At 34.0% G+C, this 23,870-nt stretch carries 20 protein-coding genes; 3 read left to right on the forward strand and 17 right to left on the reverse strand.

What is annotated here, in order from left to right:
• Positions 1–300 precede the first annotated feature (300 nt).
• The 15 genes from BUB89_RS06625 to thrA form a co-directional block, all read right to left on the reverse strand.
• On the reverse strand, positions 301–723 hold the full coding sequence (locus BUB89_RS06625) for a DoxX family protein (RefSeq protein ID WP_073243266.1): 423 nt from the start codon (positions 721–723) through the stop codon (positions 301–303).
• 109 nt (positions 724–832) lie between these two features.
• Positions 833–2,386 (reverse strand): S41 family peptidase, encoded by a 1,554-nt coding sequence (locus BUB89_RS06630; protein ID WP_073243268.1) that lies wholly within the window; start codon positions 2,384–2,386, stop codon positions 833–835.
• A gap of 178 nt (positions 2,387–2,564) precedes the next feature.
• Positions 2,565–2,867: a hypothetical protein gene (locus tag BUB89_RS06635; RefSeq protein ID WP_073243270.1), complete on the reverse strand. Its 303-nt coding sequence runs from the start codon at positions 2,865–2,867 to the stop codon at positions 2,565–2,567.
• A gap of 112 nt (positions 2,868–2,979) precedes the next feature.
• The gene (locus BUB89_RS06640; protein WP_073243272.1) at positions 2,980–3,303 is read right to left on the reverse strand and encodes a type II toxin-antitoxin system PemK/MazF family toxin; all 324 of its coding nucleotides are present in this window, start codon (positions 3,301–3,303) and stop codon (positions 2,980–2,982) included.
• Complete coding sequence (locus BUB89_RS06645) at positions 3,294–3,539, reverse strand: AbrB/MazE/SpoVT family DNA-binding domain-containing protein (RefSeq protein WP_073243274.1); 246 nt, start codon at positions 3,537–3,539, stop codon at positions 3,294–3,296. Before BUB89_RS06645 ends, BUB89_RS06640 begins: the two co-directional genes overlap by 10 nt.
• 465 nt (positions 3,540–4,004) lie before the next feature.
• Positions 4,005–4,973 carry an alpha/beta fold hydrolase gene (locus tag BUB89_RS06650; protein ID WP_073243276.1) on the reverse strand — a complete coding sequence of 323 codons (969 nt, stop codon included), beginning with the start codon at positions 4,971–4,973 and terminating at the stop codon, positions 4,005–4,007.
• Positions 4,974–4,984: 11 nt separating this feature from the next.
• Positions 4,985–5,395 carry a nuclear transport factor 2 family protein gene (locus tag BUB89_RS06655; protein ID WP_073243278.1) on the reverse strand — a complete coding sequence of 137 codons (411 nt, stop codon included), beginning with the start codon at positions 5,393–5,395 and terminating at the stop codon, positions 4,985–4,987.
• A gap of 40 nt (positions 5,396–5,435) precedes the next feature.
• Positions 5,436–5,999 carry a TetR/AcrR family transcriptional regulator gene (locus BUB89_RS06660; RefSeq protein WP_073243280.1) on the reverse strand — a complete coding sequence of 188 codons (564 nt, stop codon included), beginning with the start codon at positions 5,997–5,999 and terminating at the stop codon, positions 5,436–5,438.
• A 465-nt stretch (positions 6,000–6,464) separates the two neighbouring features.
• Positions 6,465–7,559, reverse strand: a complete 1,095-nt coding sequence (locus tag BUB89_RS06665) for a DUF695 domain-containing protein (protein ID WP_073243282.1) — start codon at positions 7,557–7,559, stop codon at positions 6,465–6,467.
• Positions 7,560–7,746: 187 nt separating this feature from the next.
• Positions 7,747–8,217: a hypothetical protein gene (locus BUB89_RS06670; protein WP_073243284.1), complete on the reverse strand. Its 471-nt coding sequence runs from the start codon at positions 8,215–8,217 to the stop codon at positions 7,747–7,749.
• Between the two features lie 195 nt (positions 8,218–8,412).
• A complete protein-coding gene (locus BUB89_RS06675) occupies positions 8,413–9,759 on the reverse strand; it encodes a hypothetical protein (protein ID WP_073243286.1) in 1,347 nt (448 codons plus the stop codon).
• A 184-nt stretch (positions 9,760–9,943) separates the two neighbouring features.
• Positions 9,944–10,948: a hypothetical protein gene (locus BUB89_RS06680; protein ID WP_073243288.1), complete on the reverse strand. Its 1,005-nt coding sequence runs from the start codon at positions 10,946–10,948 to the stop codon at positions 9,944–9,946.
• Positions 10,949–11,244: 296 nt separating this feature from the next.
• Positions 11,245–12,534, reverse strand: coding sequence for a threonine synthase (gene thrC, locus BUB89_RS06685; RefSeq protein WP_073243290.1), 1,290 nt, complete (start codon positions 12,532–12,534; stop codon positions 11,245–11,247).
• Between the two features lie 117 nt (positions 12,535–12,651).
• On the reverse strand, positions 12,652–13,572 hold the full coding sequence (locus BUB89_RS06690) for a homoserine kinase (RefSeq protein WP_073243292.1): 921 nt from the start codon (positions 13,570–13,572) through the stop codon (positions 12,652–12,654).
• A 98-nt stretch (positions 13,573–13,670) separates the two neighbouring features.
• Complete coding sequence (thrA, locus tag BUB89_RS06695) at positions 13,671–16,118, reverse strand: bifunctional aspartate kinase/homoserine dehydrogenase I (RefSeq protein ID WP_073243294.1); 2,448 nt, start codon at positions 16,116–16,118, stop codon at positions 13,671–13,673.
• Between the two features lie 674 nt (positions 16,119–16,792).
• On the opposite strand from thrA, the gene BUB89_RS06700 reads away from it, so the two are divergent.
• The 3 genes from BUB89_RS06700 (at position 16,793) to BUB89_RS06710 (ending at position 19,723) form a co-directional block, all read left to right on the forward strand.
• Entirely contained in the window at positions 16,793–17,437 is a 645-nt protein-coding gene (locus BUB89_RS06700) for a DUF47 domain-containing protein (RefSeq protein ID WP_073243296.1), read from the forward strand.
• 30 nt (positions 17,438–17,467) lie between these two features.
• Positions 17,468–18,802 carry an inorganic phosphate transporter gene (locus tag BUB89_RS06705; RefSeq protein WP_073243298.1) on the forward strand — a complete coding sequence of 445 codons (1,335 nt, stop codon included), beginning with the start codon at positions 17,468–17,470 and terminating at the stop codon, positions 18,800–18,802.
• A 72-nt stretch (positions 18,803–18,874) separates the two neighbouring features.
• A complete protein-coding gene (locus BUB89_RS06710) occupies positions 18,875–19,723 on the forward strand; it encodes an EamA family transporter (RefSeq protein ID WP_073243300.1) in 849 nt (282 codons plus the stop codon).
• On the opposite strand, the gene rimK is transcribed toward BUB89_RS06710, so the two are convergent.
• The gene (gene rimK / locus BUB89_RS06715; RefSeq protein WP_141384348.1) at positions 19,720–21,108 is read right to left on the reverse strand and encodes a 30S ribosomal protein S6--L-glutamate ligase; all 1,389 of its coding nucleotides are present in this window, start codon (positions 21,106–21,108) and stop codon (positions 19,720–19,722) included. The genes BUB89_RS06710 and rimK overlap by 4 nt on opposite strands.
• A gap of 139 nt (positions 21,109–21,247) precedes the next feature.
• Complete coding sequence (locus BUB89_RS06720; protein WP_073243305.1) at positions 21,248–23,797, reverse strand: ATP-dependent Clp protease ATP-binding subunit; 2,550 nt, start codon at positions 23,795–23,797, stop codon at positions 21,248–21,250.
• Positions 23,798–23,870 lie beyond the last annotated feature (73 nt).

Below are 23,870 nucleotides of genomic sequence, written 5' to 3' on the forward strand. Positions count from 1 at the left end.
ATGTAACGCCTTGCGCAATAAAAACAAGCTTTTTAAACCCACTTTATTTGTTTTATAAAACAGTAAAAAAAAGGTGTAAACACATAAAAATATTCTAATGTGTTGTTATTTAGTGTTTTGTAATCACGTATAAGTACTAAGTAGCTTTTAGAATTTATTGGTACTGAACTAGTTGGATATACGTAATGTCTAGTTTTTAGGATGTTAAAACAAAAAAAGCCCGACAGGATATCGGGCTTGAATAGTATAAATAATGTAAAATTGTTTTTTAGCAGTATGCTAATTTTTCCGGTAATTCATTTACTGATACATTTTGAAGTAATAATCAGCAGAGTTTTTTCCGCTTCCGTAAACCAGAAAAAAGAAACAAACGGCCAAAGTCACCAGGGCAAGAAATAAACTTTCAGTATGCATTTCGCCCATAAAATTAACTAATACAGCACCAATCAAAATAGGTAATTGTGCGATAATTGCCCAGCGGGTTAATAAGCCAAAAGCAATCATTATACCTCCAATCATGTGTGCAGGTGTAATGTAATGAACGAGAAACATTCCTCCTCCAATGTTGTCAATAGGAGAAATTAAATCTACTAAATAGGGGATATTAGTGATAAAATAAACTCCTTTTACGAATAAGAACACTCCCAGTGCAATTCGTACTAAATCCAAAGTAAAATAAGTGTGCGCATTGGCCCATTTATTTAATTCTTTTACATTGTTCATATTGCGGTATGTTTAAAATTACTACTACTAAGGTAGTGATTTTAAGTATGATAACTGCTTTTAGGTCGTTAAAAAAACAGCTGCTGAAGGAGATTTGTAAAGTGTATTTTTATTCTTTTAAATTTTTTTTCAGCCAATCGAGTTCGGGATCTTTTCGCTGAATGAGGTCTTCGAATGTTGGTTTTATTAAAATATCCGGATAAATACCATGTCCCGTTACATCGGTTTGATAATAAGGTTTTACATTCATAATCCCCATTCTCACTTTTAGTTCAGAGTGGGGTAGCTTCACAACAGGCATAAATCCTGCAACCGTACCATTATAATCGCCACCCGTTTCTTCTCCTATAAATAAGGCTCTGCCAGAACCTTTTAGATGGGAAGAAAGAATACTGGAAGCCGAAAAACTCCCGCCATTAATCAAAACATACATTTTTCCACTAAAAGCATTTTTATTGATTTTATGGGGTTTGGTTTCGGTAGCAAAATAGTTTTTACCGTCTTTATCCTTATGAACAGTAAAGAGTAAATAGCCATAAACAAAAGGGGAAAACAGTGTCTTTACCGCTTTTTCAGCTACAGAATTACTATTATAATAAGCACCTTCAAACACGCTGGCTCTTGAAACTACTTCTGATTTTTTCAAAAAAACAAAAGTAGAATCGGCAAGATAGGAGTAGAGGTTTACTATTTCTGCCAGTCGCCCGCCGCCGTTGTTTCTTAAATCGATAATAAGGGTTTTAGCATCTTGTTTTTGTATTTTGGCAAAACTCTCTTTGTAAAAACGATGGTATTTTCCTTTTTTAAAAGCTTTAATCTTCAGGATTGCCACACTGCTGTCTTTTGGAAAAAAATCCATACTTCTTATAAACGTTTTTGTGGTTTTATCGTAGCCGTTAATGCGTTTTTTTCGTCGGAATGCGTGTTGGCTTTTTGAGCTTAGCGGAGTTATTTTTGGAGATTTTTTGCTGTCTTTTTTAGTAATACTGTCTTTAAAGCGTTTGATCGTAACGGTTTTGATACTGTCATTTGATTTAAAAATATAGCTAAGACTGTCTTTTATGCCAAATTCGGTTGTGAAAGCAGCAACAAAGCGTCTTGCTGCCCCATTTTTTTTCAGCGTTTCATTAAAGCCGTCTGAACTGTAATACTGATTGTATTCAGCAATTAGTTTTTGAGGCTGTACACCGTTTACCGAAAGGACTTCAGTACCGGCTGCTATTGTTTTATTATGGGATTTGTTTTTGAAAACATACAACTTATTATCATAAAATGAAAAATCAAATTGGGAAAAAGGCCCGACTCCGTTTTTAATAATGGCTTTGGTTTCTTTTTTTGAATATTCCTTTTCGGGAGCTAAAACATACGTATGCCCCTGACGGATGGCAGCTACAACCGGACTGATTTTTTTATAGAATTCAAGAGGTTTTAACGGAGTTGTAATAGTTGTTTTTAAACTGTCAAATTTATAATCCAGTTTTTCTTTGCTGCTGTAATAGTACAGATTAGGATGGCGTTTTTGTAGTTTTTTGTAAATAAAATCTACATCTTTTTTCAGCTGATCCGGCAAAATTAATTGCTCTAAATGAGCATTGTTTTTTTTAACAGTACTACAATTCGTAAAAAGATGCAGTACAAAAAAGAGCAGCATTATTCGTTTCATTCTTTTGAAAAAACAGTTTGGTTGAACATTCAAAAGTATTGTTTAAATCTGGAAAAAGGTGTTTTTTGTCCAATTTTTAAAAGACTTTTAAGTTTTAAACATAAAAAAAACCAATCCGAAATGATTAAGATTGGTTTTGTTTGATGTTTTTACAAAAGAGCAAATCACTTTAGTTCCATTAATCATCTTTACCCTTGGTACTCAAATCATGTAGAACCATTGCGGCACTATTTTCGGTGTAAGCATTAAGTCCGGCGACAAAAACGCCTTTTTCGCCTGTTTTTGATTCAATTCCAAACACTGTGGCCTCATCACCCGGATCTGACTCTCCTTCATAGCGATAAATATGCTGGATTTCAAAATCATTTGGATTATTTATTATTTTGGACTCCTGAACATTGAAGTCTACCGTATATCCTTTATTGTTTAATTCCTCTAATGCTTTGCTGACAGTAGCATAATGATACATTTTATTATCCATAACTTTTAGCTTTAAATTGAGTCATAAAGTTACCGGAATCACAGCTTTTTTTTATTACAGAATTATTATGAAGTCTTGTAAAATTTTATGATGAAATAGCGGTTATGTCTAGTTAATCTACATAGGTTTCCTTCAGAACTTCTTTTACTTTTATAATTTCTTTATCGCTTATATCTCCTAAAACTTTTATTATTCTTTGCCTGTCAAGACTTCGGATTTGGTCTAAAACAATCCATCCCTTTTTGTCATTGTGGTGTATTTCAACTCTTGTAGGATAGACTTTTGAACTACTAGTCATTGGAGCAACTACAACTGTTTGTAAATATTTATTCATTTCGTTAGGAGATATAACAACACACGGTCGTGTTTTTTTCATTTCGCTTCCAATAGTGGGATCTAAATTTACTAATACGATTTGGTATTGTTTTATGACCATTCTTCAAGATTTTCGTCGTCAAAAACATCATCAATCAACAATTTATCATCTCCGTTTTCGTGCATTTTTTGGAATGCTTTTTCCCAACCATTTCTAGGTTCTGATTTTGGCTTAAGAATAATATAGCCCTTCTCAAGTATGAGTTCAACCTTATCGGTGATATTATATTTCTCAAGTAAAGTTTTCGATAAACGAATTCCTTTTGAGTTGCCTATAGGGATTACTGAAATTTCCATTACTACTTTTTTTGTAATTACAAAGTTATCACTTTTTTTTAAATTTCTTGATATTTATTTTTTGCTTTTGAAACCGATAGTCTTTTATATTTCTTAATACAGTAATTGCTAATTGGATTTCACACTATGACTTATTCGCAAGCTTTTCATCCTGACGAAACAAGGATCAATCAGTAGAGTATTTCTATTTGTTCACTGTTGCGGGCACGGATTACAAATCCGCGCTATCGGGGTTGTAAAGTTGTTATTTTTATTTTTGCTTCTAAAACGGATAGTCTTTGATTTAATACAGCAATTGCTAATTGGATTTCAGATTATGACTTACTCGCAAGCTTTTCATCCTGACGAAACAAGGATCATTCAGTAGAGTATTTCCATTTGCTCACTCATCTTTGCGGGGACGGATTACAAATCCGCTATCGGGAATCTCCGCGATTGCGGTTACAGGCTGTTAGCAACTGGCAATTACTGCTCAACTTTCGTCATAAATACTCTAATTTTTTCTATTATTTCTTCTCCATCTTCTTCTAATGCAAAATGCCCAGTATCATAAATATTATAGTCGATTTCCTTTACATCTTTTTTGAAAGCAACTGCTCCGCTTTCAGGAAAAAACTCATCATTTTTTCCCCAAACTATTAATAAAGGCGGTTGATTATCTCTTAAATACTGTTGCCATTTTGGATATAGTTTTAAGTTATTTTGATAGTCGTAAAATAAATCCATATTGACTTTATGTGCATTTGGTCTTGAAAGTCTTAAATAATCTAAATTCCAGGTGTCGGGATTTACTGTTTCAACATTTCTTGTTCCGTGTGTGTATTGCCATTTCAAACCATCTAATGAAAAGGCTGGTAGTATTGCTTTTTCGGTTTCAGGGTTTCGGTCTTTCCAAAGTGCTCTAATTCCAGCCCAAGCGTCGCCCAAACCTTCTAAATATGCGTTTCCGTTTTGATTTATTATTGCCGTAACCCTTTCTGGGTGTGCTGTAGCTATTCTGAAACCAATAGGTGCTCCATAATCTTGTATCATTAATGCATAAGAGTCAATTTTTTTCTTTTCTAGAAAGGCGTCTATTGTTTTTGCAATATTATCAAAAGTATATTCATATTCACTTGCCAACGGAAAATCGCTATTTCCAAATGAGGGATAATCTGGTGCAATCAAGTGAAAGTCATCAGATAATTGTGATAAAACTTTTCGGTATTGATGTGAAGATGAAGGAAAACCATGCAATAGCACTATTGTTGGATTTTTGGGATTTCCTGCCTCTCTGTAAGCAATGTTAATTCCATTAATTTCGATGGTTTTAAATAATGTGGGGTGTTTGTGTGTCATACTTTTTGATTTATCGGTAGTTTTACTGCTTGTTGCGTTTTTACATCCAAATAATGTGATTAGGATGATAAATTGTAATAGGATAATTTTTTTCATATTCTGATTGTTTATAACCTTCGTTCTGTTTCTTCAATTTTTAAGTCATTGATGCTTGCGAACCTTTTTGTCATTAATCCATTTTCATCAAATTCCCAGTTTTCGTTTCCGTAAGCTCTATACCATTGACCATTTTTATCCCGATATTCGTACTCAAATCTTACAGCAATACGATTGCCGTTAAATGTCCATAGCTGTTTTTTAAGCTTATAATCCAGTTCATTTTTCCATTTGTCAGCAAGAAAATCCTGTACTTCTTTTCTTCCGTTGATGAATTGATTTCGATTGCGCCATTCTGTATCAATCGTATATGCTTCTGAAATTCGAATTGGATCTTTGCTGTTCCAGGCATCTTCTGCCTTTTGAATTTTTTGCATTGCTGTCTCTTCGTTAAAAGGTGGTAGTGGATGTAATTGTATCATAATTTACCGAACGTTTGTTAATTTATTAATTCAAATTTTTTTACGCTATCGAATAGCGCTTTTCAATATTTTTTAATGTGTTTTTAAAAATACTTGTATCAGCTAAGCCTTTTGTTACAATGAGGCTGCCTTGCAATTCAATTAAGGTCTGAACAGCATTTTGCTGAGATTGCGTGGAAGTTAATTTTAAGGCAATACCCAATGCATTAAAAGCTGTAATCCATTTATCCATACCAGATTTCACCTGTTTCTCAAATAACGACAATCCGCTATGCATAGAAAAGGCTCTTAAAACACACGTATTTTTTCCGCTGTCATAAAGAATTTCAATATTTTTCAGCGCATCTTTTAGTCTCAATTCTGTTGGTTTATTTTCATCCATTAGGGGAAAGAAAATATGATCATCGACCCACTGATCTATATTGTTCAATACAGATTCTGCCATCTCTTGTTTTCCATTTGGAAATCGATGATATAGACTTGCTTTTTTTAATCCGGTTACTTCTGCTAGATCATTTAGGCTCGTTCCTTCATAGCCTTTATCTCTAAAAACTTTGGTAAGTCCGGATATCATATCTGTATCTAAAATTTTCTGTGGTCTCATGGTGCAAAAATAAGTAAAAATTAGTGATTACCTAACGTTCGTTAAAATATTTTTTCTTTTCGATTATACACGTTGTTTGTTTTGCTTGTTGCTAACTTGTTTATACCAGCCATAAAATGGCTCCAATCTACCTAATTTTGGCTGGCTTTGTGCCATAAGTAAGCTGACATTTATTTAGGTTAATATAGGAAAAATTCTCATAAATCATCAAATGGACTTTTTATTTGTTGCAAACTTTTCGTACTTAAATGAGTAGTTTTTTTATTTTGTATATTTGCGTGAGGGATGGATTTTGCTTCTAAAACTGATAGTCTTTGATTTAATAGAGCAATTACTAATTGTATTTCACACTATGACTTATTCGCAAGCTTGTCATCCTCACGAAACAAGGATCAATCAGTAGAGTATTTCTATTTGCTCATCTTTGCGGGCACGGATTACAAATCCGCTATTGGGCTTCCTGTGTTAGTTTGGTCTGAACCTTTCAAATGATTGCCAATATTTGTCTTTGTAAAGGTCATAACTCAAATCTAATTTGTCTGAATGTTTCTTTTTCAAATTGTGAAGAAGTTTTGATGGTTTTCTGAAGTCTTTGCAGGCGAAGTAAACAATTCTTTCACTGTCTGCTGTTTGTCTGCATATGTTCAAATACCCTTCAAAGTCTTTAAGTTCAGCCATTATTTCGTCTTCAAAGTTATTAAGTTGCTCATAAGTATTATTGTCGGGCATACCATTGTTTTTACTACCGTCAAATTTCATTTCAACTTTTAATATCCAAGGATGAGATGCTTTACTGTCCCAATCAAGTAAAGTTGAATTGATAATTGCAACTAATGGAAGTCCATTCTTAAGTGTCGCTTCTAAACTTGAATAACTATCATTCTCTGTGTTGTAACGAACACCATCATATTTTTCTAAAAACTCTTTCTCTCGCCAAATCAAATAGTCTTTCAGTTTCTCAATTGGCATCAACTCTTTTTCAGCTTGGTCTTTTGAAATTACAGTTAAATTGTCAATGGTTGTAACAGAATTGAGTTCACCGAGATAATTGTCAAGGAATAGGTATGTCCCATTTATAATGGTTGATTTGTCGTCTTCTTTATAATCGTTGTGGGCTAAAACTATGTCAACTTCATCTGGATAATTGTTATGCTCAATGGCGTAAAATGATAGATTATTACTGTCAAAAGTATAATCTGCCATTTTAATTCCAACATTCTCTATGTCAAGTGCAGGTTTTAATGCAGTAAATTTCCAATTTGGTATTTTTGGTGCTGAACTCACAAGTTCTTCAACAAAAACAATGTTCTTCAATACTCCATCGGGTGTAAATACCAATTCTGCTGTATTGTCGTCATACATACCTGTCAGGTAAAAGAAACCGTCTTTTAATTCTTCAAGTTTTGGTGAAAGTTTATTGAAAAAATCCGCTTCAATATTTTTACCTGTCTTTACTACTTTGTAGAAAGTCTGTTCGTTTGCCGAAAACCAATTCCAAAAGGCTTCATATGACTGAATTTTATCTTCTTTCTTTCCGAATATTTTGTCAAAAAGTCCCATTGTGTAATTTCGTTGTTTTTATGTTTATGTTTTGTGTTAGCCTTGCTGACAACGTTCCCAGGGTTTGCGATGTTGCGGATTAAAGAAGCCTAAACTTTCGGTTTAGCAGTGACTTCAAAGATATAAAACAAATTATCAATTGAGCCCAAAACCCGCCATTTTGCCAAACGCCAGTTTGCTGATGTTTTTATGCAGAACCGTTAACTTGTAAATCAAATAAAGTTTCAGATTCCAAGTAATATTTCACATTCCAAAAATGACTACAACCATCAAACCAGACTTGCCAATTCTTTTTCCAATCTCCAAGTTCATTGTAGTATTCCTTGTTTGGTTTTTCATGTAAACTAGAACTACTCCAAAGAAAATTAATTATCAAATATTTTTTTCCAGATTCATCTATAAATCCTAAATATTGTCTGATGTATTTTTGGAGGTTATTATGTATAACTGGACATTTACCTTTTTGATTCAAGCGCCTTTTATTTATCAGCTTTACTTTATCATGTAATTTTTTTTCAAATAACAGAATTTCTTCTTTCGTTGGTGTAAATCTATTTTTGTCTTCTAACCAATTGTATGAAGTATTCTTGTAAGAACTTGGAAATATTACGCCACGAAATTCCTTCCCTTCAATTAGACTAATTGATTGGCCAATCATAATGTTCGAAAACATTAGAAAAAAAATTGTTGTTATCAGAAATCTGTTCATGTAAAATTGCTACGTCCCCGCGCTACAAGCGGTTTGGGATTAAATAAAGCCTTATTTTCGGATTTGCCAAATCTTCCAAATACAAACCAATTTTTCCATTAAGACTATTGCCCAATTGCTTGCAGCGTGTGTTGGCAGTAGTTCTTATATTTTTATATTATGCATTTCTCTATAGGTTTCATCATAATTTTTTTCGGTCATTATTCCTGGATAAACTTCGTCAAAACCCATATTGTATGGATATTCTTCTAATAATTTTTTTTTATTTTGAAATATAAAGTTACCGTAGAATTCTATTACTAATCTATGATTTCTAATTAGTTTAAATATTCTTTTTTCCAATAGTGATGAATATCTATTTTCAGATTTTGAAGGCTTTGAATGAATAATTTCATCTCGCAACGTTTCAAGTTCAATAAACGTAGACCACCATTTTGAAATAGTTACATCTTGTATATCTAATATTTGAGGTAAAATTATTTTGAACTTATCTCGCAAACTAAAATTACGTTCAATGGCTTGTTTGCCATAAATGGTTTTAACATCATTTTTGTCAACTGTGTATTTATAATTAATTGGTATGCATATGTTAGCGAATGCTTCTAGTGCGGTATAAGAAAATATAATTGCTTGAATTATTAATTCAAAATAATCAAAATATTCTTTTTGTTCTGCTTCACTTGGAAAAGAACCGTGATAATTTTTATGTCGCGGTAAAATTATATCTTTGTAAAAGGTTTCTGCTCCTTGTAAATTTTTTTCTGCGATATTTGAATAAATTGAAACATCATTAGGTTGAGCCATCATAGTTTCTAAACCATCAAAAACTAAAACCCAATTTGTTTCAAAAACAAAATATTTAAAAATATTGTCTTCATTTACAACAATATGTGGTTTTTTAATACGTGAATCTTTATCATCACGATATTTATCATTTAAATCTTTTGTAATTAATATTAAAGGATCTATAATTTTCCAATCATTTTTTTTAAAGGAAAAAAAGCGTTGTTTATTTCCTTCGTCAAAAGTTTTGATTATTTGTTTTTCAATGTTTGGAATTAAATTCCTATTAAGTAGAAAAATTAGTTTTAAGGCATTTTCAAATGCAAGAATATAATTTTCTCCTAAAAAATTAAATGGAAAATGCAGAATAAAATCTTTGAATTTATATAAAACAGAAATTGAAGAAAATGATTGCATTTGTTTAATTATTTCATCAGTATTTTTTGAAATAAGTTGAAATATATTTTGAAACTCTTTTAATAGGTTTTTGTAATCTTCAGTTTGACACGCATAATGTTCCATTACAAAACTTTGTGAAACTTGAATTTTAAAAAAAGATGAATCACTTACCAATTGTGTTTTCTTTTTTGATTCTTTTTCAAGAATTGTAATACCTATTTTTATGGAATTATCTAATAATTTTTCGATTAAATATTTTTCAATCAATAATTTCAAACCTGTTTTTTCGATAATTATCTCTATATCCATTTATGATTGTTTTATCAAATTTCGTTATATTTTATGATTCTGCTGGCGCATTATTGCCAACGTTTGGCCGCTAAACGAGGTTGCCGATTGAAGCGAGCCGAGATCTCTCTGCCAAGATAAAACTTTCTTCGTGAAAATGATTATTCAATTTACCGAAATCTCGGCAATTTTGATTTAACGGCGGTTAGGCGAATGCTTGTTTAGAAATTTTTGATAAGAATTGAACAGTATATTTCAATTTATTACTCATTTTCTCAAATCTGTTTTTGCAGCTTTCATGTTTCTTACAAATATTGTTAATCATTACTGCGGTCATAAGAGTTGAACAAAAAAGTTGAATAAAAATTAGATCGGAATTTTCTTGTTTCGTGTTATTGTATTTTGCAGATTTCATTTGAATAGCACTCAGACCTTCTGTGTGGGCATATACGGATAATATGTAATATAGTTTAGAGAAGATTGCATTAGAAAAGCCAGAGTCCTTAAAAATAGTATCCCATGTTTTAAAAAGTTTCCCATTTCCTTTTTCGAGAAGGCTTTTTTGTTGTTTCTCTGAAAGGTTAGTTGAAGGGAAAAGACTTTCCATTTTTTTACGAAGAACATCCATGGCTTTGATGTCAGCTTCTTTTATTTGTTTTGCTTCTGCGGTGTCAGTGGGCATACTGCTTCTTTGCAATAAAGCTGTATAAATCCATGCATAGTACCGAAGCCAAAGTTCATTTTCATCTCCAGAATTTATATACAAATGCTGATACATCAATAGTGTTTCGAGTTGTGATCTACCAATAGTCAAAATTGACGCAATATCAACGAATTTGTTTTTGGCTACAGCACCGTTACCGAAATATTTTGATTGAAAATTGAAACCTTCTGAGATTTTATTTATTGTTAATCCATGAAAATAGAACTTTACAATAAGTTCTTCAGAAAGGATAATTGACTCATGGACTTTAACTTTTTCTTCAGCAAGAATTTCATGAAGATAAATTAGAAGGTCAAGCAAATCTTTAAAATAGCTTTTTAATTTTTCTTGATCTTTCGAATCGTACAAATTGGAAAGTTCAATTGCCCAGTAATTTTCTTCTGTTAATTCCATCTTCATGTTTTTGCGGTGAAGCTTTCGCCTAACTTGTTTATACCAGCCATAAAATGGCTCCAATCTACCTAATTTTGGCTGGCTTTGTGCCATTAGTAAGCTGATATTTATTTAGGCTAATATAGGAAAAATTCTCATAAATCATTAAATGAACTTTTATTTGTTGCAAACTTTTCGTACTTAAATGCGTAGTTTTATTCTGTGCGTTTGCGTGAGGGATGGAAGAGGAGCTCTCCCGATTTTTTATCGGGAAGCGGGAACGTACAGCCCGACCTCGTTGCTAAACAAAATTTCGAGTATTAAGTAAACGTTCTGCAACGAGGGCACGCCATAAAAAAAAAAACGGCTAAAGATTACTCCATAGCCGTTTGTATATTATGTTTGAAAGTCTATCCTAAAAATGCTTTCAATTCGTCATAAGTCTTGATTTTAGTACTTACTTTTTCTTTGTTTAGTACGCTTTCAATTTGCGTAGGAATTGGTAATTGTAGGTTTAAAGCGGGTTCTACAACGTCTAAAAACTTGATAGGATGAGCGGTTTCTAAGAAAACCCCAATAGCATTTGGGTAGTTTTCCAGTTCTTTTTTCAAACCTAAATAACCTACTGCTCCGTGTGGCTCAGCAATATAACCGTCAGTGTTGTAAATGGTTTTCATGGCTGCCAAGGTTTCTTCGTCATTATAGGTATAAGAAGAAAAATCCTTTTTAAACTGAGCCAAATCGTTTCCGTACATTTCCTGAATACGGATAAAGTTACTTGGATTTCCTACGTCCATTGCGTTTGAAATGGTTGCAATAGATGGTTTTGGATCATAATTTCCATTGACTAAAAATCTCGGCACGGTATCATTTACATTTGTAGCTGCAACAAAATGCTTCACCGGTAATCCCATTTTTTTAGCGATGATTCCGGCACAGATGTTTCCGAAATTTCCACTAGGACAAGAGAAAACCAATTCTTTATTTTGAGATTTCAATGCTTTGTAAGCAAAGAAGAAATAAAACATTTGTGGCAACCAGCGGGCAATATTAATGGAGTTAGCCGAAGTCAGGTTTTTGTGTTTCAGACTTTCGTCTAAAAATGCTTTCTTCACCATATCCTGGCAATCGTCAAAAACACCGTCAACTTCCAGCGCTTTGATGTTTTGCCCTAACGTAGTTAATTGTCTTTCCTGAATGTCGCTCACTTTTCCCGAAGGATAAAGAATAACGACTTCAACACCCTGAACAGCCAGGAATCCGCTTGCTACAGCACCTCCTGTGTCTCCGGAAGTTGCTACCAGAACCGTATTGGTATTGTCTTTTTTGTCTTTGTTAAAATAACCCAGACAACGGGACATAAAACGCGCTCCAACATCCTTAAACGCCATCGTAGGACCGTGGAATAATTCCAGAGAATAGATTCCGTTTTCTACAGGAACCACAGGAAAATCAAAACATAAGGTTTCGGAAATGATTTGTTTTAGGGTTTCTGCCGGAATTTCGTCACCTACAAATTGCTGAATCGCTTCAAAAGCAATTTCTTCGTGGCTTAAATTCTCAATGTTGTCAAAAAAAGATTGCGGAAGCGGTGTAATACTTTCCGGAAAATACAATCCTTTATCGGCTGCTAATCCCTGAATTACGGCTTCCTGAAAAGAAACTTTTGGTGCGTTATGGTTTAAACTGTAGTATTTCATTTTTTTATAATAGTCCTTAGTTTATTAGTACTTAGTCCTTAGTTTTATTTTTTATGAGTCCTTAGTTTGTTAGTACTTAGTCGTTAGTAGTGACTAAGGACTAATAATCACTAGGGACTAAATCACTCTCATTCCTGTATCATTCACTTTACACACATGGATTTCATAAGGTAAATTCATGGTGTCGTAAACTTCGCTCATTCCTTTGGCGATTTTTTCGGCGGTGTCTTTTCCTCTGCTTAAAGCAAAAATAGAAGGACCAGAACCGGATATTCCGGAACCTAAAGCGCCGTTTTCTAAAGCCGATTGTTTGATTAAATCAAAACCGGGAATTAATACGCTTCGTAACGGTTCTACAATCTCGTCATGTAACGAACGTCCGATTAAATCGTAATCCTGAGTGTATAATCCGGCAATTAATCCGCCTACATTTCCCCATTGCGTGATGGCGCTTTTTAAGGAAACAGTTTGTTTTAATACCGAACGTGCATCTGAAGTTTTTAACTCAATTTGCGGATGAATTACGGTAGCAAACAATTCGTCCGGACTATCGATTTTGATAATATCCAAAGGATTTGAACTCCTAACCAATGTAAATCCGCCTAAAAGGGCAGGGGCAACGTTGTCAGCATGTGCATTTCCCGAAGCTAATTTTTCGCCTTGCATCGCAAATTTTACCAGTTCTTTTCTGGTAAACGGATTGCCTAATAATTCGTTAGCCGCAAAAACTGCTCCTGCTGAACTGGCAGCCGAACTACCAATTCCGCTTCCGGCCTTGATGTGTTTGTAAATTTCGATTTCGAACCCAAAATCGGCATCTACTTCTTCCAGCATGGCTAATAAAGCTACTCCGGCTACGTTTTTTTCGGTTTCCAAAGGCAAATTGGCACCATCAATTTTGGTGATACGAATGCCTTTTTCAGCCGTTTTTCGAACAATCATTTCGTCACCTACATTGTCCAGACACAATCCCAGAACGTCAAATCCGCAGGAAAGGTTGGCAATAGTTGCAGGGCAAAATACTTTTACTTCATTCATTTTTTTATAGTTTCTAAGTCTCTAAGATTCTAAGTGACTAAGTTTCTAAGTTTTTTTAATCTTAGCAACTTAGTAACTGAGTTACTTAGCAACTCCTTTTAAACATTTCCTATTCTGATCACATCGGCAAAAATTCCCGAAGCGGTAACTGCTGCTCCGGCACCGGCTCCTTTGATTAATAAAGGCTGGTCTACATAACGATCAGTATAGAATAGCACAATGTTATCTTTTCCTTCTAAGTTGTAGAAAGGATGATCTTTTGGGATAAATTGCAATCCTACGCTTGCCTTTCCATTTTCAAACTGAGCTACAAATTTCAATCGGCTTTCTTTTTGTACGGCTTCCGCCAAAATGCCTTCAAAATGGCTGTTGTAGGTAATCAACGATTTGAAAAATTCTTCGTTATTAGCCGTATCCATACATTCCTTTGGTAGGAAAGCCTGGTTTTCAATATCTTCAATTTCCATTTTGTAACCGCTTTCGCGAATTAAAATCAGAATTTTTCTGGCAACGTCAATTCCACTTAAATCAATTTTTGGATCAGGCTCTGTAAATCCTTGAACACCTGCCTCTTTCACAACATCATGAAACGAATTGTCGTTATCGAAATTGTTAAAGATAAAGTTTAAACTTCCGGATAAAACTGCCTGAATTTTGTGTACTTTATCTCCTGAAGCGATTAAGTTTTTAACGGTATCAATAATTGGTAATCCTGCACCCACATTGGTTTCGAATAAAAATGGTGCATTGTATTGTCGTGATAGTTTTTTCAGGTTTTTGTAATTGTCATAAGCCGAAGCACAGGCAATTTTATTACAAGTAACCACACCCACACTTTGTTTTAAGAAGTGTTCGTAAGTAGCAGCAACATCAGCATTAGCAGTGATATCTACAAAAATAGAGTTACGTAAATTGAGCGCAGCTACTTTTTCAATAAACAATTCTTTACTTGCCGTTTCTCCATTTTCCAGAGCGGCTTGCCAGGAATCCAAATCAATTGCATCTTCATCAAAATGCATTTTTCTGGAGTTAGATAAGGCAATCACACGAACGTTGATTTTTAAATTTTCTTTTAAGAATTTCTTTTGCTGGTGGATTTGCTCGATGAATTTCTCTCCTACATTTCCAACACCCATTACAAACAGGTTTAATTGTTTGGTATTTTCCTCAAAGAAGTTTTCGTGTAAAGTATTCAACGCCTTCTTAACGTCTCTTTCGTTAATTACCGCCGAGATATTTCTTTCCGAAGCACCCTGAGCAATGGCTCTGATGTTTACGTTATTTTTACCCAGAGTACTAAACATTCTTCCGCTTAATCCCTGATGATTTTTCATGTTTTCACCTACCAATGCAATGATGCAAAGATTTTTCTCTACAATACAAGGATCGATTTTATTTTGAACAATTTCGATTTCAAATGCTCTGTTGATGGCATTTTCAGCTACTTCAGCATCAGAATTCAATATTCCGATACAGATAGAATGCTCGGAAGAAGCCTGAGTAATAAAAATTACATTGATGTTTTCCTGTGATAAAACTTCAAAAAGTCTTTTGGACGAACCCGAAACTCCGATCATTCCGGGACCTTCAAGCGTAATCAGACTGATGTTTTCGATATGACTGATACCTCTTACCGGATTTCCATTAGAAACAGAAACATTAGAAATAAAGGTTCCTTCTGATTCCGGTTCGAATGTGTTTTTTATATGAATAGGAATATTTTTTCTTAAAACCGGCTGAATGGTTGGCGGATATAAAACTTTGGCACCAAAATGCGATAATTCCATTGCTTCCTGATACGAAATAGTAGCAATAGGCTGTGCTTGTTTTACAATTTTTGGGTTGGCAGTAAACATTCCGTTTACGTCAGTCCATATTTCCAGTTCGCTGGCGTTTAATGCTCCAGCCATAATAGCTGCAGTATAATCAGAGCCGCCACGGCCTAAAGTAGTATTGATTTCGTCAAGAGAAGAAGCTATAAATCCGGGCATTACTACTACCTGAGACTCATTAGCACTAAAAAATGCAGTAGTCAGTAAGTTAGTAACTTCAAAGTTTACGGCTGCTTTTCCGTAATTGTTATTGGTTTTAATCAACTCGCGGCTGTCTTTGTAGCTGCTGTTTTTTAAGTTTTGTTTTAAGGATTCGGCAATAATGTAGGAAGAAAGTAATTCGCCAAAACTTAAAATAGTATCAGATGTTCTTGCTGATAATTCGCCAAGAAGAAAACAACCGTCCAGAATAGTTTCAAGGTGGTTAATGATTCTTTTAATATGGCTTAACAAACTGCTTTGCTCACTTACAGGAATTAATTCTTTTAAAGCGTCTAAGTGTTTCTTTTCGATTTCGGCAACAATATCTTTGTAGGTTTCATCATTAGAAGCTGCTTTTGAAGCTGCTAACTGCAACAAATCGGTTACTTTGCTAAGAGCAGAAACAACTACAATCAGTTTGTCATTTTTAGCTTTACTGAGAACAATATCTAGAACTAGTTTTATATTTTTTGCATTGGCAACCGAAGTTCCGCCAAATTTTAATACTTTCATTTTGTTTGTTTTATTTTAAAAATGCAATACTTTATATACACCCAATTACTTTCTTCTAATAAAAAAGCATGTATAAATTCAGGATTATATGTAATGATAAATACCCCTAAGGGGTAGTAGTAGTTGTAACAGAAATTGAAACCCAAATTTGAGTTGCTATCGGAGAGTGATATAGGTTTCTGTTGTCTTTCATAAGAGTTCCCAAAAATACAGTTTTTTATAAAAAGCAAAAACCTTTATTGGGTTTTTGTGAAAAAAAATTAAAAAAGAGCAAATATATGTTTTTACTGCTTTTAATTATAGAGATTTCTGTTGAAATTTTTATAATTAGCTTGTTTTTTGTGAAAATAATACGAACACATTTTGTAAAACCCCGTACCTATTGTAAGATATGAAAACAAAATTCATCTGAATTCAGGATTGGTCTTACTTTTTTTATCGTTTAAGCAGCTTTGTTATTTTTTAGGAATTCAGCAAATGAAAACTCGTATTCTTCGGGATATAATGATTTTTGGTGGGATTGCTTAGGAAACTATTTTCTATTTTGGTTAAAATATGATTTAAAATAAATTGCCTGCTGAAAAAAAACGCTTCGAATGAGTTATTAATTTTTAAAATAACTTTAACATGAAATAAAAAAAAGTATTTTTGCTATCTAAAAAATAAAGTAAAAAATGTCAATAAACAGTATTTTCCAATTTTTAGTACCAAAGGATAAAAAATTCTTTCCACTTTTTGAAGAAGCTTCTAGTAATTTGATTGAATTGGCTTCTAATTTGCACGAAGCAGTAAATCTTCCTTTAAAAGAAAGAGAAGTTCTTTTTCATAAAATAGATGAATTAGAGCAAAAAGGAGAAGATATTACCCGTCAGACAAATTTAGAATTGAGTCGTAACTTTATTACTCCGTTTGACAGAGAAGATATTCACTCTTTGGTAACTTCTATTGATAATGTTGCCGATCGTTTGCACGGTGCTTCCAGTATCATGAGATTGTATCAGGTAGATAAGATTACAAAGTCTATCAGAAAATTGACAGAGATTAATCTTGAAGCTTGTCAAAACATTGAAATTGCTGTAAAAGAATTAAGAGATTTTAAAAATGCACACAAAATCAAAGCAGCTTGTGCTAAAATTTCTAAGTTAGAAAACAAATCTGATAATGTTTATAACAAAGCCGTTTTTGAAATTTTTGAAAACGAAACAGATGCTAAGAACATCATTAAATACAAAGAAGTATTATCAATTCTGGAATCAGCTACTGATAAGTGTAAGAGTGTAGCTAGTGTTTTAGAATCTATTTCGGTTAAACATTCTTAAATTTAATTTATTCTTTTGAAGAAATAACACATGACTTTACTTATAACAATTATAGTTTTAGCTCTTGTTTTTGATTACATAAATGGTTTTCATGATGCTGCTAATGCTATTGCAACGGTAGTTGCGACTAAAGTACTGACACCTTTTCAGGCGGTTGTTTGGGCTGCTTTTTTTAATTTTTTAGCCTATTGGGTTTTTGGTTTTGGAGTTGCAGATACTGTAGCAAAAACAGCACACACTATTGATATCAACTTAATTGTGATTCTGGCAGGTGTTATTGCTGCCATTTGTTGGAATTTATTAACCTGGTGGTTAGGGATTCCGTCAAGTTCTTCTCATACTTTAATTGGCGGATTTGCCGGAGCTGCTGTAGCTCACGCTATTTATATGCACGGTTTTTCAGATTATACGGTTGTAGAAGACGGAGTAACTATTACAAGACACTGGTATAACATTGTGAACTGGTATGATCCGGGGAAACCGGGCGGATTACCAACAGGTGTAATTATCATTATTGCTTTTATATTTTTGGCGCCGTTAGTGGGAGCGATTGCTTCTTATTCAATTTCGATATGGTTGTTGAACGCTGCCAGAAAAAGTATTTACCCAAAGATTTTTACAGTAGCATTAATGATTGCTACAGTGTGGTTTGTAAGCCACATGATGATTAATGATATTGGGAAACCCAGGTTTGAATCTCATTTTTGGAGCGTAGCTTTTGAACCTCATAATATCAAGTGGCTTTTAGTTGGTTTTATTGTGTTGTCAATAAGTGTCTTTTGTTTGGTATTCAGTAGTTTAAGTCATCATCAGTCAGAAAAAATGCTGAAAAAGATGCAATTGTTGTCTTCAGCAGCATTTAGTTTAGGGCATGGAGGTAATGATTCTCAAAAAGTAATGGGTATTATTGCAGCAGCGGTAATTGTTTATGTGAACAGTGAAGGTGTTGCATTAGAAGAAATGCCTGCCTGGTTACAAGTAGCTTTACCTGAAGGGGAAACTCCAGGAATCATGCCAGAATGGATTCCGTTAGCGTGTTATTCGGCTATTGCAGCAGGAACGTTAAGCGGAGGATGGAAAATTGTAAAAACAATGGGGTCTAAAATCACAAAAGTTACTTCTTTTGAAGGAGTTGCTGCTGAAACAGCCGGAGCTTTGACTTTGTATTTTACAGAACATTTAAAAATACCTGTAAGTACAACCCACACTATAACAGGATCTATCATTGGAGTTGGATTGACTAAAAGAGTTTCTGCAGTACGATGGGGGGTAACTGTGAGTTTAATTTGGGCATGGATTTTAACCATTCCTATATCAGCGTTATTAGCAGCTATTTGCTATTATATTTTGAATATTTTCTTGTAAATTAATTTTTATACATAAACAAAGCCATTCGATACATCGGATGGCTTTTGTGTTTTTTAGCTTTTTAAATTTATGTTGTATTTATTACTAAGTATTGTTTGCAGTGTTTCAGTAGGAGTAATTTTTAAAATTGCCCGAAAATGGTCTGTCGACGCAAAACAAATCGTATTGTTTAATTATCTTTTTGCATTATTGCTTTGTTATGCGGTTTTTTCTCCGGATGTAACTGCAATTACCACAGCAACTCCGTTTTTACTGTATGGAAGTTTGGGGATTTTATTGCCAGTCATTTTTCTGTTTTTAATTGCTTCCATCAAAAATATCGGAATTGTAAAAACAGATGCCGCTCAAAGATTGTCCTTATTTGTTTCTATTTTGGCGGCTTGGTTGCTTTTTAATGAAGTGTTTTCTATAACTAAGCTAATTGGAATTGTAATTGGATTTCTGGCTTTATTTTGTGTGTTGTACAAAACAGATGATTCGGAAAAAGCGGATTTTAAATATCCTGTTTTAGTCTTTTTTGGTTTTGGTATTATTGATATTTTGTTTAAAAAAGTAGCAGCTTTTACCACAGTTCCCTACACAACGTCTTTGTTTGTGATTTTCGGAATCGCTTTGCTTTGCATGCTGATTGTAGTGCTTTACGAAATACTGATTGTAAAGAAATCTTTTAGCGTCAACAACCTGTTTTTTGGATTCTTAATTGGTTGTTTTAATTTTGGAAATATATTGTTTTATTTAAAAGCGCATCAGGCTTTCTCCACAAATCCTTCCACTGTTTTTGCGGGAATGAATATGGGAGTTATTCTGTTAGGAAGTATAACAGGATTGCTTGTTTTTAGAGAAAAATTATCAAAACTAAATTATGCAGGGCTTTGTTTAGCACTGTTTTCAATAGTAATTATTGTTCTCTCGGTTTAAGTCAGGGTTTTAGTAGTATCTAATTTAAAATTCTTTTCGATAGCCTTAATCATTTCTCCGGCAATATCTTTATTTGTTGCTGTTTCTATCCCTTCTAATCCGGGAGAAGAGTTTACTTCGAGTAATAAAGGGCCTTTTGAAGACCTGATAATGTCAACACCGGCTACTTTTAAATCCATTGCTTTAGCAGCTTTAATAGCGATTTTTTTCTCTTCAGCTGTTGCTTTTATCACTGATGCTGTTCCTCCAAGGTGAATGTTTGCTCTAAATTCGCCAGGCATTGCCTCACGTTGAATAGTTGCTACCACTTTTCCATCAACTACAAACAGACGTAAATCTTTTCCGTTGGCTTCTTTAATAAATTCCTGAACAAGAATATTAGCATTTAAACTTTTGAAAGCATTAATTACACTTTCGGCAGCTTTTTTTGTTTCGGCAAGAACTACACCTTTTCCCTGAGTTCCTTCCAGTAATTTTATGATTAAAGGTGAACCGCCAACCATTTTTATTAAATCATCTGTATCTAAAGGAGAATTGGCAAATCCCGTAGTAGGAATTCCGATTCCGCTGTGTAATAACAATTGTAAAGAAAAAAGTTTATCTCTGGATTGGGTTATAGCTGTTGATGAATTTAGACAAAAAACATTTAAAGCTTCAAACTGACGGGTTAAAGCACAGCCATAAAAGGTAATACTGGGGCGAATTCTGGGAATAATAGCGTCAAATTCATTTAAAATTTTTCCTCCACGATAATGAATTTCCGGTTTTTTAGCGTCTAGTTTCATGTAACATTCTTTAATATTTAAAAAATGCATCTCATGACCCCGCATTTCTCCGGCTTCCATGATTCTTTTATTGCTGTATAATTCAGGATTGCTTGCCAGTAAGCCAATGCGTAAGCCGCTTGGTGCTTTTTCTGAATTCTTATAAATTTCTTTTAGAGTATCACTTGTTGGTTGTCCTAATAAGAATTGTTGAGCCGGATCTACTAAGATTCTTCCGCTCATCGCTTCACGACCTAACAGCATACGGAAACCCATAGTATCCCTGTTAGTTAAGGTTACCTCAATAGACCATGTCGTTTCGCCAATTTTTAAATTGGTTAGAATAACATAGCGTTGTTCTCTAAATCCGCTCGAACTTTTTACAATTCGTTTGTCAATTAAAGGCGCTTCGCAGTGGATTATTGTTTTGGAATTGTTCTGGATAGGGTTGATGTCAAACTTAACCCAGTTAGATTCATTTTTGATAAAAGGAGCTATATTGATAGCGTGAAGGGCGGAAGTTTTGGCTCCCGAATCTACTCTGGCTTTTATGGTTGGGATTCCTAATTCAGGGAAAGAGCACCATTCTTCACTACCTACGACAACTTTATTCATTATGATTTTTATTGGGTTTGGGTCTGTTTTTGTAAACGCCAAATGTAGTTATTTGTTGCTGAAATAAAAGGAAATTATGTTAAAAGAATAAACCCGTTAAGTTAAGAAAACATAACGGGTTTATACTGTGAAGGAGAGCGGTTCGTTATAAATTAGTTGCTTCTCCTGTTTTATGAATTTTTACAGTTAATTCCTGAGCACCATCTTCGATATCCATGAAAATTTCATCACCGGAAGTAATTTTCGAAGTAATAATTTCTTCGGCAAGTGTGTCTTCGACATACTTTTGAATGGCTCTTTTTAGTGGTCTTGCACCAAATTGCTTATCAAAACCTTTTTCAGCAATAAATGCTTTTGCTTTTTCAGACAGTTTTAAATTATATCCTAAATCAGCAATTCTGGCATATAATTTTTTCAATTCGATTTCGATAATCAAATCAATATCATGTTTTTCTAAAGCGTTGAACACAATTACATCATCGATTCTGTTTAAGAATTCAGGTGCAAAAGTTTTCTTCAAAGCATTTTCGATGATACTTTTCGAATTATCATCTGCCTGAGCCACTTTAGCAGCTGTTCCAAAACCAACTCCCTGACCAAAATCTTTTAATTGTCTGGCTCCAACATTAGAAGTCATAATGATAATGGTGTTTTTAAAGTCAATTTTTCGACCTAAACTATCTGTTAAGAATCCGTCGTCTAATACTTGTAAAAGCATGTTGAAAACATCCGGATGTGCTTTTTCAATTTCGTCTAACAGGACAACAGCATACGGTTTTCTGCGAACTTTTTCAGTTAATTGTCCACCTTCTTCGTAACCTACGTATCCCGGAGGTGCACCAATTAAGCGGGAAATAGCAAATTTCTCCATGTACTCACTCATGTCGATGCGTACTAAAGCATCTTCAGAATCGAATAATTCTTTTGCCAAAACTTTAGCCAATTGTGTTTTACCAACACCTGTTTGTCCTAAGAATATAAAAGAACCAATAGGACGATTCGGATCTTTCAATCCGGCACGGTTTCTTTGGATAGAACGGGCTATTTTAAGCACCGCTTCTTTTTGCCCAATTACCTTACTTTCAATAAGTTCCGGTAATTTAGCTAATTTGTTACTTTCAGTTTGAGCAATACGATTCACAGGAATACCTGTCATCATAGAAACTACATCGGCAACATTGTCTTCAGTCACCTGAATTCGGTTGCTTTTTGCATCTTCTTCCCATTGTTCCTGGGCTATTGCTAAGTCTTTTTCAATACGTTTTTCGTCATCACGAAGCTTAGCTGCTTCTTCGTATTTCTGTTTTTTTACAACAGCATTTTTTAATTCTCTGATGTCTTCTAACTGACGTTCTAAATCTAATATTTTCTTAGGAACTTCAATGTTAGTGATGTGAACACGTGAACCTGCCTCATCCAATGCATCGATAGCTTTGTCCGGCAAGAAACGTTCAGACATGTATCGGTTTGTTAATTTTACACAAGCCTCGATTGCTTCTTGCGTATAAGTAACATTATGATGGTCTTCGTATTTATTTTTAACATTGTTCAGAATTGTGATTGTTTCTTCGACCGAAGTAGGTTCTACAATAATTTTTTGAAAACGTCTTTCTAAAGCGCCATCTTTTTCAATATATTGTCTGTATTCGTCAAGCGTTGTAGCACCGATGCATTGAATTTCGCCTCTGGCTAAAGCCGGTTTGAACATATTAGAAGCGTCTAAAGAACCTGTAGCTCCGCCTGCACCAACAATGGTGTGGATTTCATCAATGAAAAGAATAATGTCGTCATTTTTTTCTAATTCGTTCATTACCGCTTTCATGCGTTCTTCAAACTGACCACGGTATTTAGTGCCGGCAACTAAGCTGGCTAAATCTAAAGTAACAACACGCTTGTTGAACAGAATACGGGATACTTTCTTTTGAATAATACGTAATGCCAGTCCTTCGGCAATAGCTGATTTACCCACTCCCGGTTCTCCTATTAATAAAGGATTGTTTTTTTTGCGACGGCTTAAAATCTGACAAACACGCTCAATTTCTTTTTCGCGTCCTACAACAGGATCCAGTTTTCCTTCTTCGGCCATTTCTGTTAAATCTCTCCCAAAATTATCTAAAACAGGTGTTTTGGATTTTTTGTTAGACTTATTGGCGGGATTGTTGAAGTTTCCTTCTTTTAAACTGTCATCTTGTCCTAAATCGTCGTTATAAGAGTCTGTGGCTCTTGGTAAATTTTCTAAGAATTCTTCTTCGTTTGGTGTCATATTGAGATATTGTTCTTTAGCTATATCATAATCTATTTTAAGTTTATTCAATAGCTTGGTTGTAGGATCGTTTTCGTTTCTTAGGATACATAATAATAAATGAGCAGTACTCACTGATGGACTCTGGAAAACTTTAGCTTCAAGAAACGTGGTCTTTAGAGCACGCTCCGCCTGGCGAGTCAAATGCAGGTTTTTCTTTTCTAGATTACTATCTATTCCTGGGATTGCAGGGCTTAGGATTTCTACTTTTCTGCGTAAGTGATCTAAGTCAATTGATAAATTATTTAATATCTGTATCGCTTTGCCATTACCATCTCTAAGAATACCAAGCATCAAGTGTTCTGTCCCAATGAAGTCATGACCCAGTCGTAAAGCTTCTTCTTTACTGTAGGTAATAACATCTTTTACTCTTGGTGAAAAATTGTCATCCATAATATTTATTTCTTGTATGTGTAAATTTAGTGAATTACTATTTGAAAAACAAAAACTATACCTAAGTACTTAT

It is taken from the genome of Flavobacterium flevense (genome assembly GCF_900142775.1).
Taxonomy (GTDB): Bacteria; Bacteroidota; Bacteroidia; order Flavobacteriales; family Flavobacteriaceae; genus Flavobacterium; species Flavobacterium flevense.

Excerpts from the sequence above, each read along its gene's own strand:
- BUB89_RS06625 (WP_073243266.1), bottom strand. The coding sequence starts at position 723 with ATGAACAATGTAAAAGAATTAAATAAATGGGCCAATGCGCACACTTAT.
- BUB89_RS06630 (WP_073243268.1), bottom strand. The coding sequence starts at position 2,386 with ATGAAACGAATAATGCTGCTCTTTTTTGTACTGCATCTTTTTACGAAT.
- BUB89_RS06635 (WP_073243270.1), bottom strand. The coding sequence starts at position 2,867 with ATGGATAATAAAATGTATCATTATGCTACTGTCAGCAAAGCATTAGAG.
- BUB89_RS06640 (WP_073243272.1), bottom strand. The coding sequence starts at position 3,303 with ATGGTCATAAAACAATACCAAATCGTATTAGTAAATTTAGATCCCACT.
- BUB89_RS06645 (WP_073243274.1), bottom strand. The coding sequence starts at position 3,539 with ATGGAAATTTCAGTAATCCCTATAGGCAACTCAAAAGGAATTCGTTTA.
- BUB89_RS06650 (WP_073243276.1), bottom strand. The coding sequence starts at position 4,973 with ATGAAAAAAATTATCCTATTACAATTTATCATCCTAATCACATTATTT.
- BUB89_RS06655 (WP_073243278.1), bottom strand. The coding sequence starts at position 5,395 with ATGATACAATTACATCCACTACCACCTTTTAACGAAGAGACAGCAATG.
- BUB89_RS06660 (WP_073243280.1), bottom strand. The coding sequence starts at position 5,999 with ATGAGACCACAGAAAATTTTAGATACAGATATGATATCCGGACTTACC.
- BUB89_RS06665 (WP_073243282.1), bottom strand. The coding sequence starts at position 7,559 with ATGGGACTTTTTGACAAAATATTCGGAAAGAAAGAAGATAAAATTCAG.
- BUB89_RS06670 (WP_073243284.1), bottom strand. The coding sequence starts at position 8,217 with ATGATTGGCCAATCAATTAGTCTAATTGAAGGGAAGGAATTTCGTGGC.
- BUB89_RS06675 (WP_073243286.1), bottom strand. The coding sequence starts at position 9,759 with ATGGATATAGAGATAATTATCGAAAAAACAGGTTTGAAATTATTGATT.
- BUB89_RS06680 (WP_073243288.1), bottom strand. The coding sequence starts at position 10,948 with ATGGCACAAAGCCAGCCAAAATTAGGTAGATTGGAGCCATTTTATGGC.
- thrC (WP_073243290.1), bottom strand. The coding sequence starts at position 12,534 with ATGAAATACTACAGTTTAAACCATAACGCACCAAAAGTTTCTTTTCAG.
- BUB89_RS06690 (WP_073243292.1), bottom strand. The coding sequence starts at position 13,572 with ATGAATGAAGTAAAAGTATTTTGCCCTGCAACTATTGCCAACCTTTCC.
- thrA (WP_073243294.1), bottom strand. The coding sequence starts at position 16,118 with ATGAAAGTATTAAAATTTGGCGGAACTTCGGTTGCCAATGCAAAAAAT.
- BUB89_RS06700 (WP_073243296.1), top strand. The coding sequence starts at position 16,793 with ATGTCAATAAACAGTATTTTCCAATTTTTAGTACCAAAGGATAAAAAA.
- BUB89_RS06705 (WP_073243298.1), top strand. The coding sequence starts at position 17,468 with ATGACTTTACTTATAACAATTATAGTTTTAGCTCTTGTTTTTGATTAC.
- BUB89_RS06710 (WP_073243300.1), top strand. The coding sequence starts at position 18,875 with ATGTTGTATTTATTACTAAGTATTGTTTGCAGTGTTTCAGTAGGAGTA.
- BUB89_RS06720 (WP_073243305.1), bottom strand. The coding sequence starts at position 23,797 with ATGGATGACAATTTTTCACCAAGAGTAAAAGATGTTATTACCTACAGT.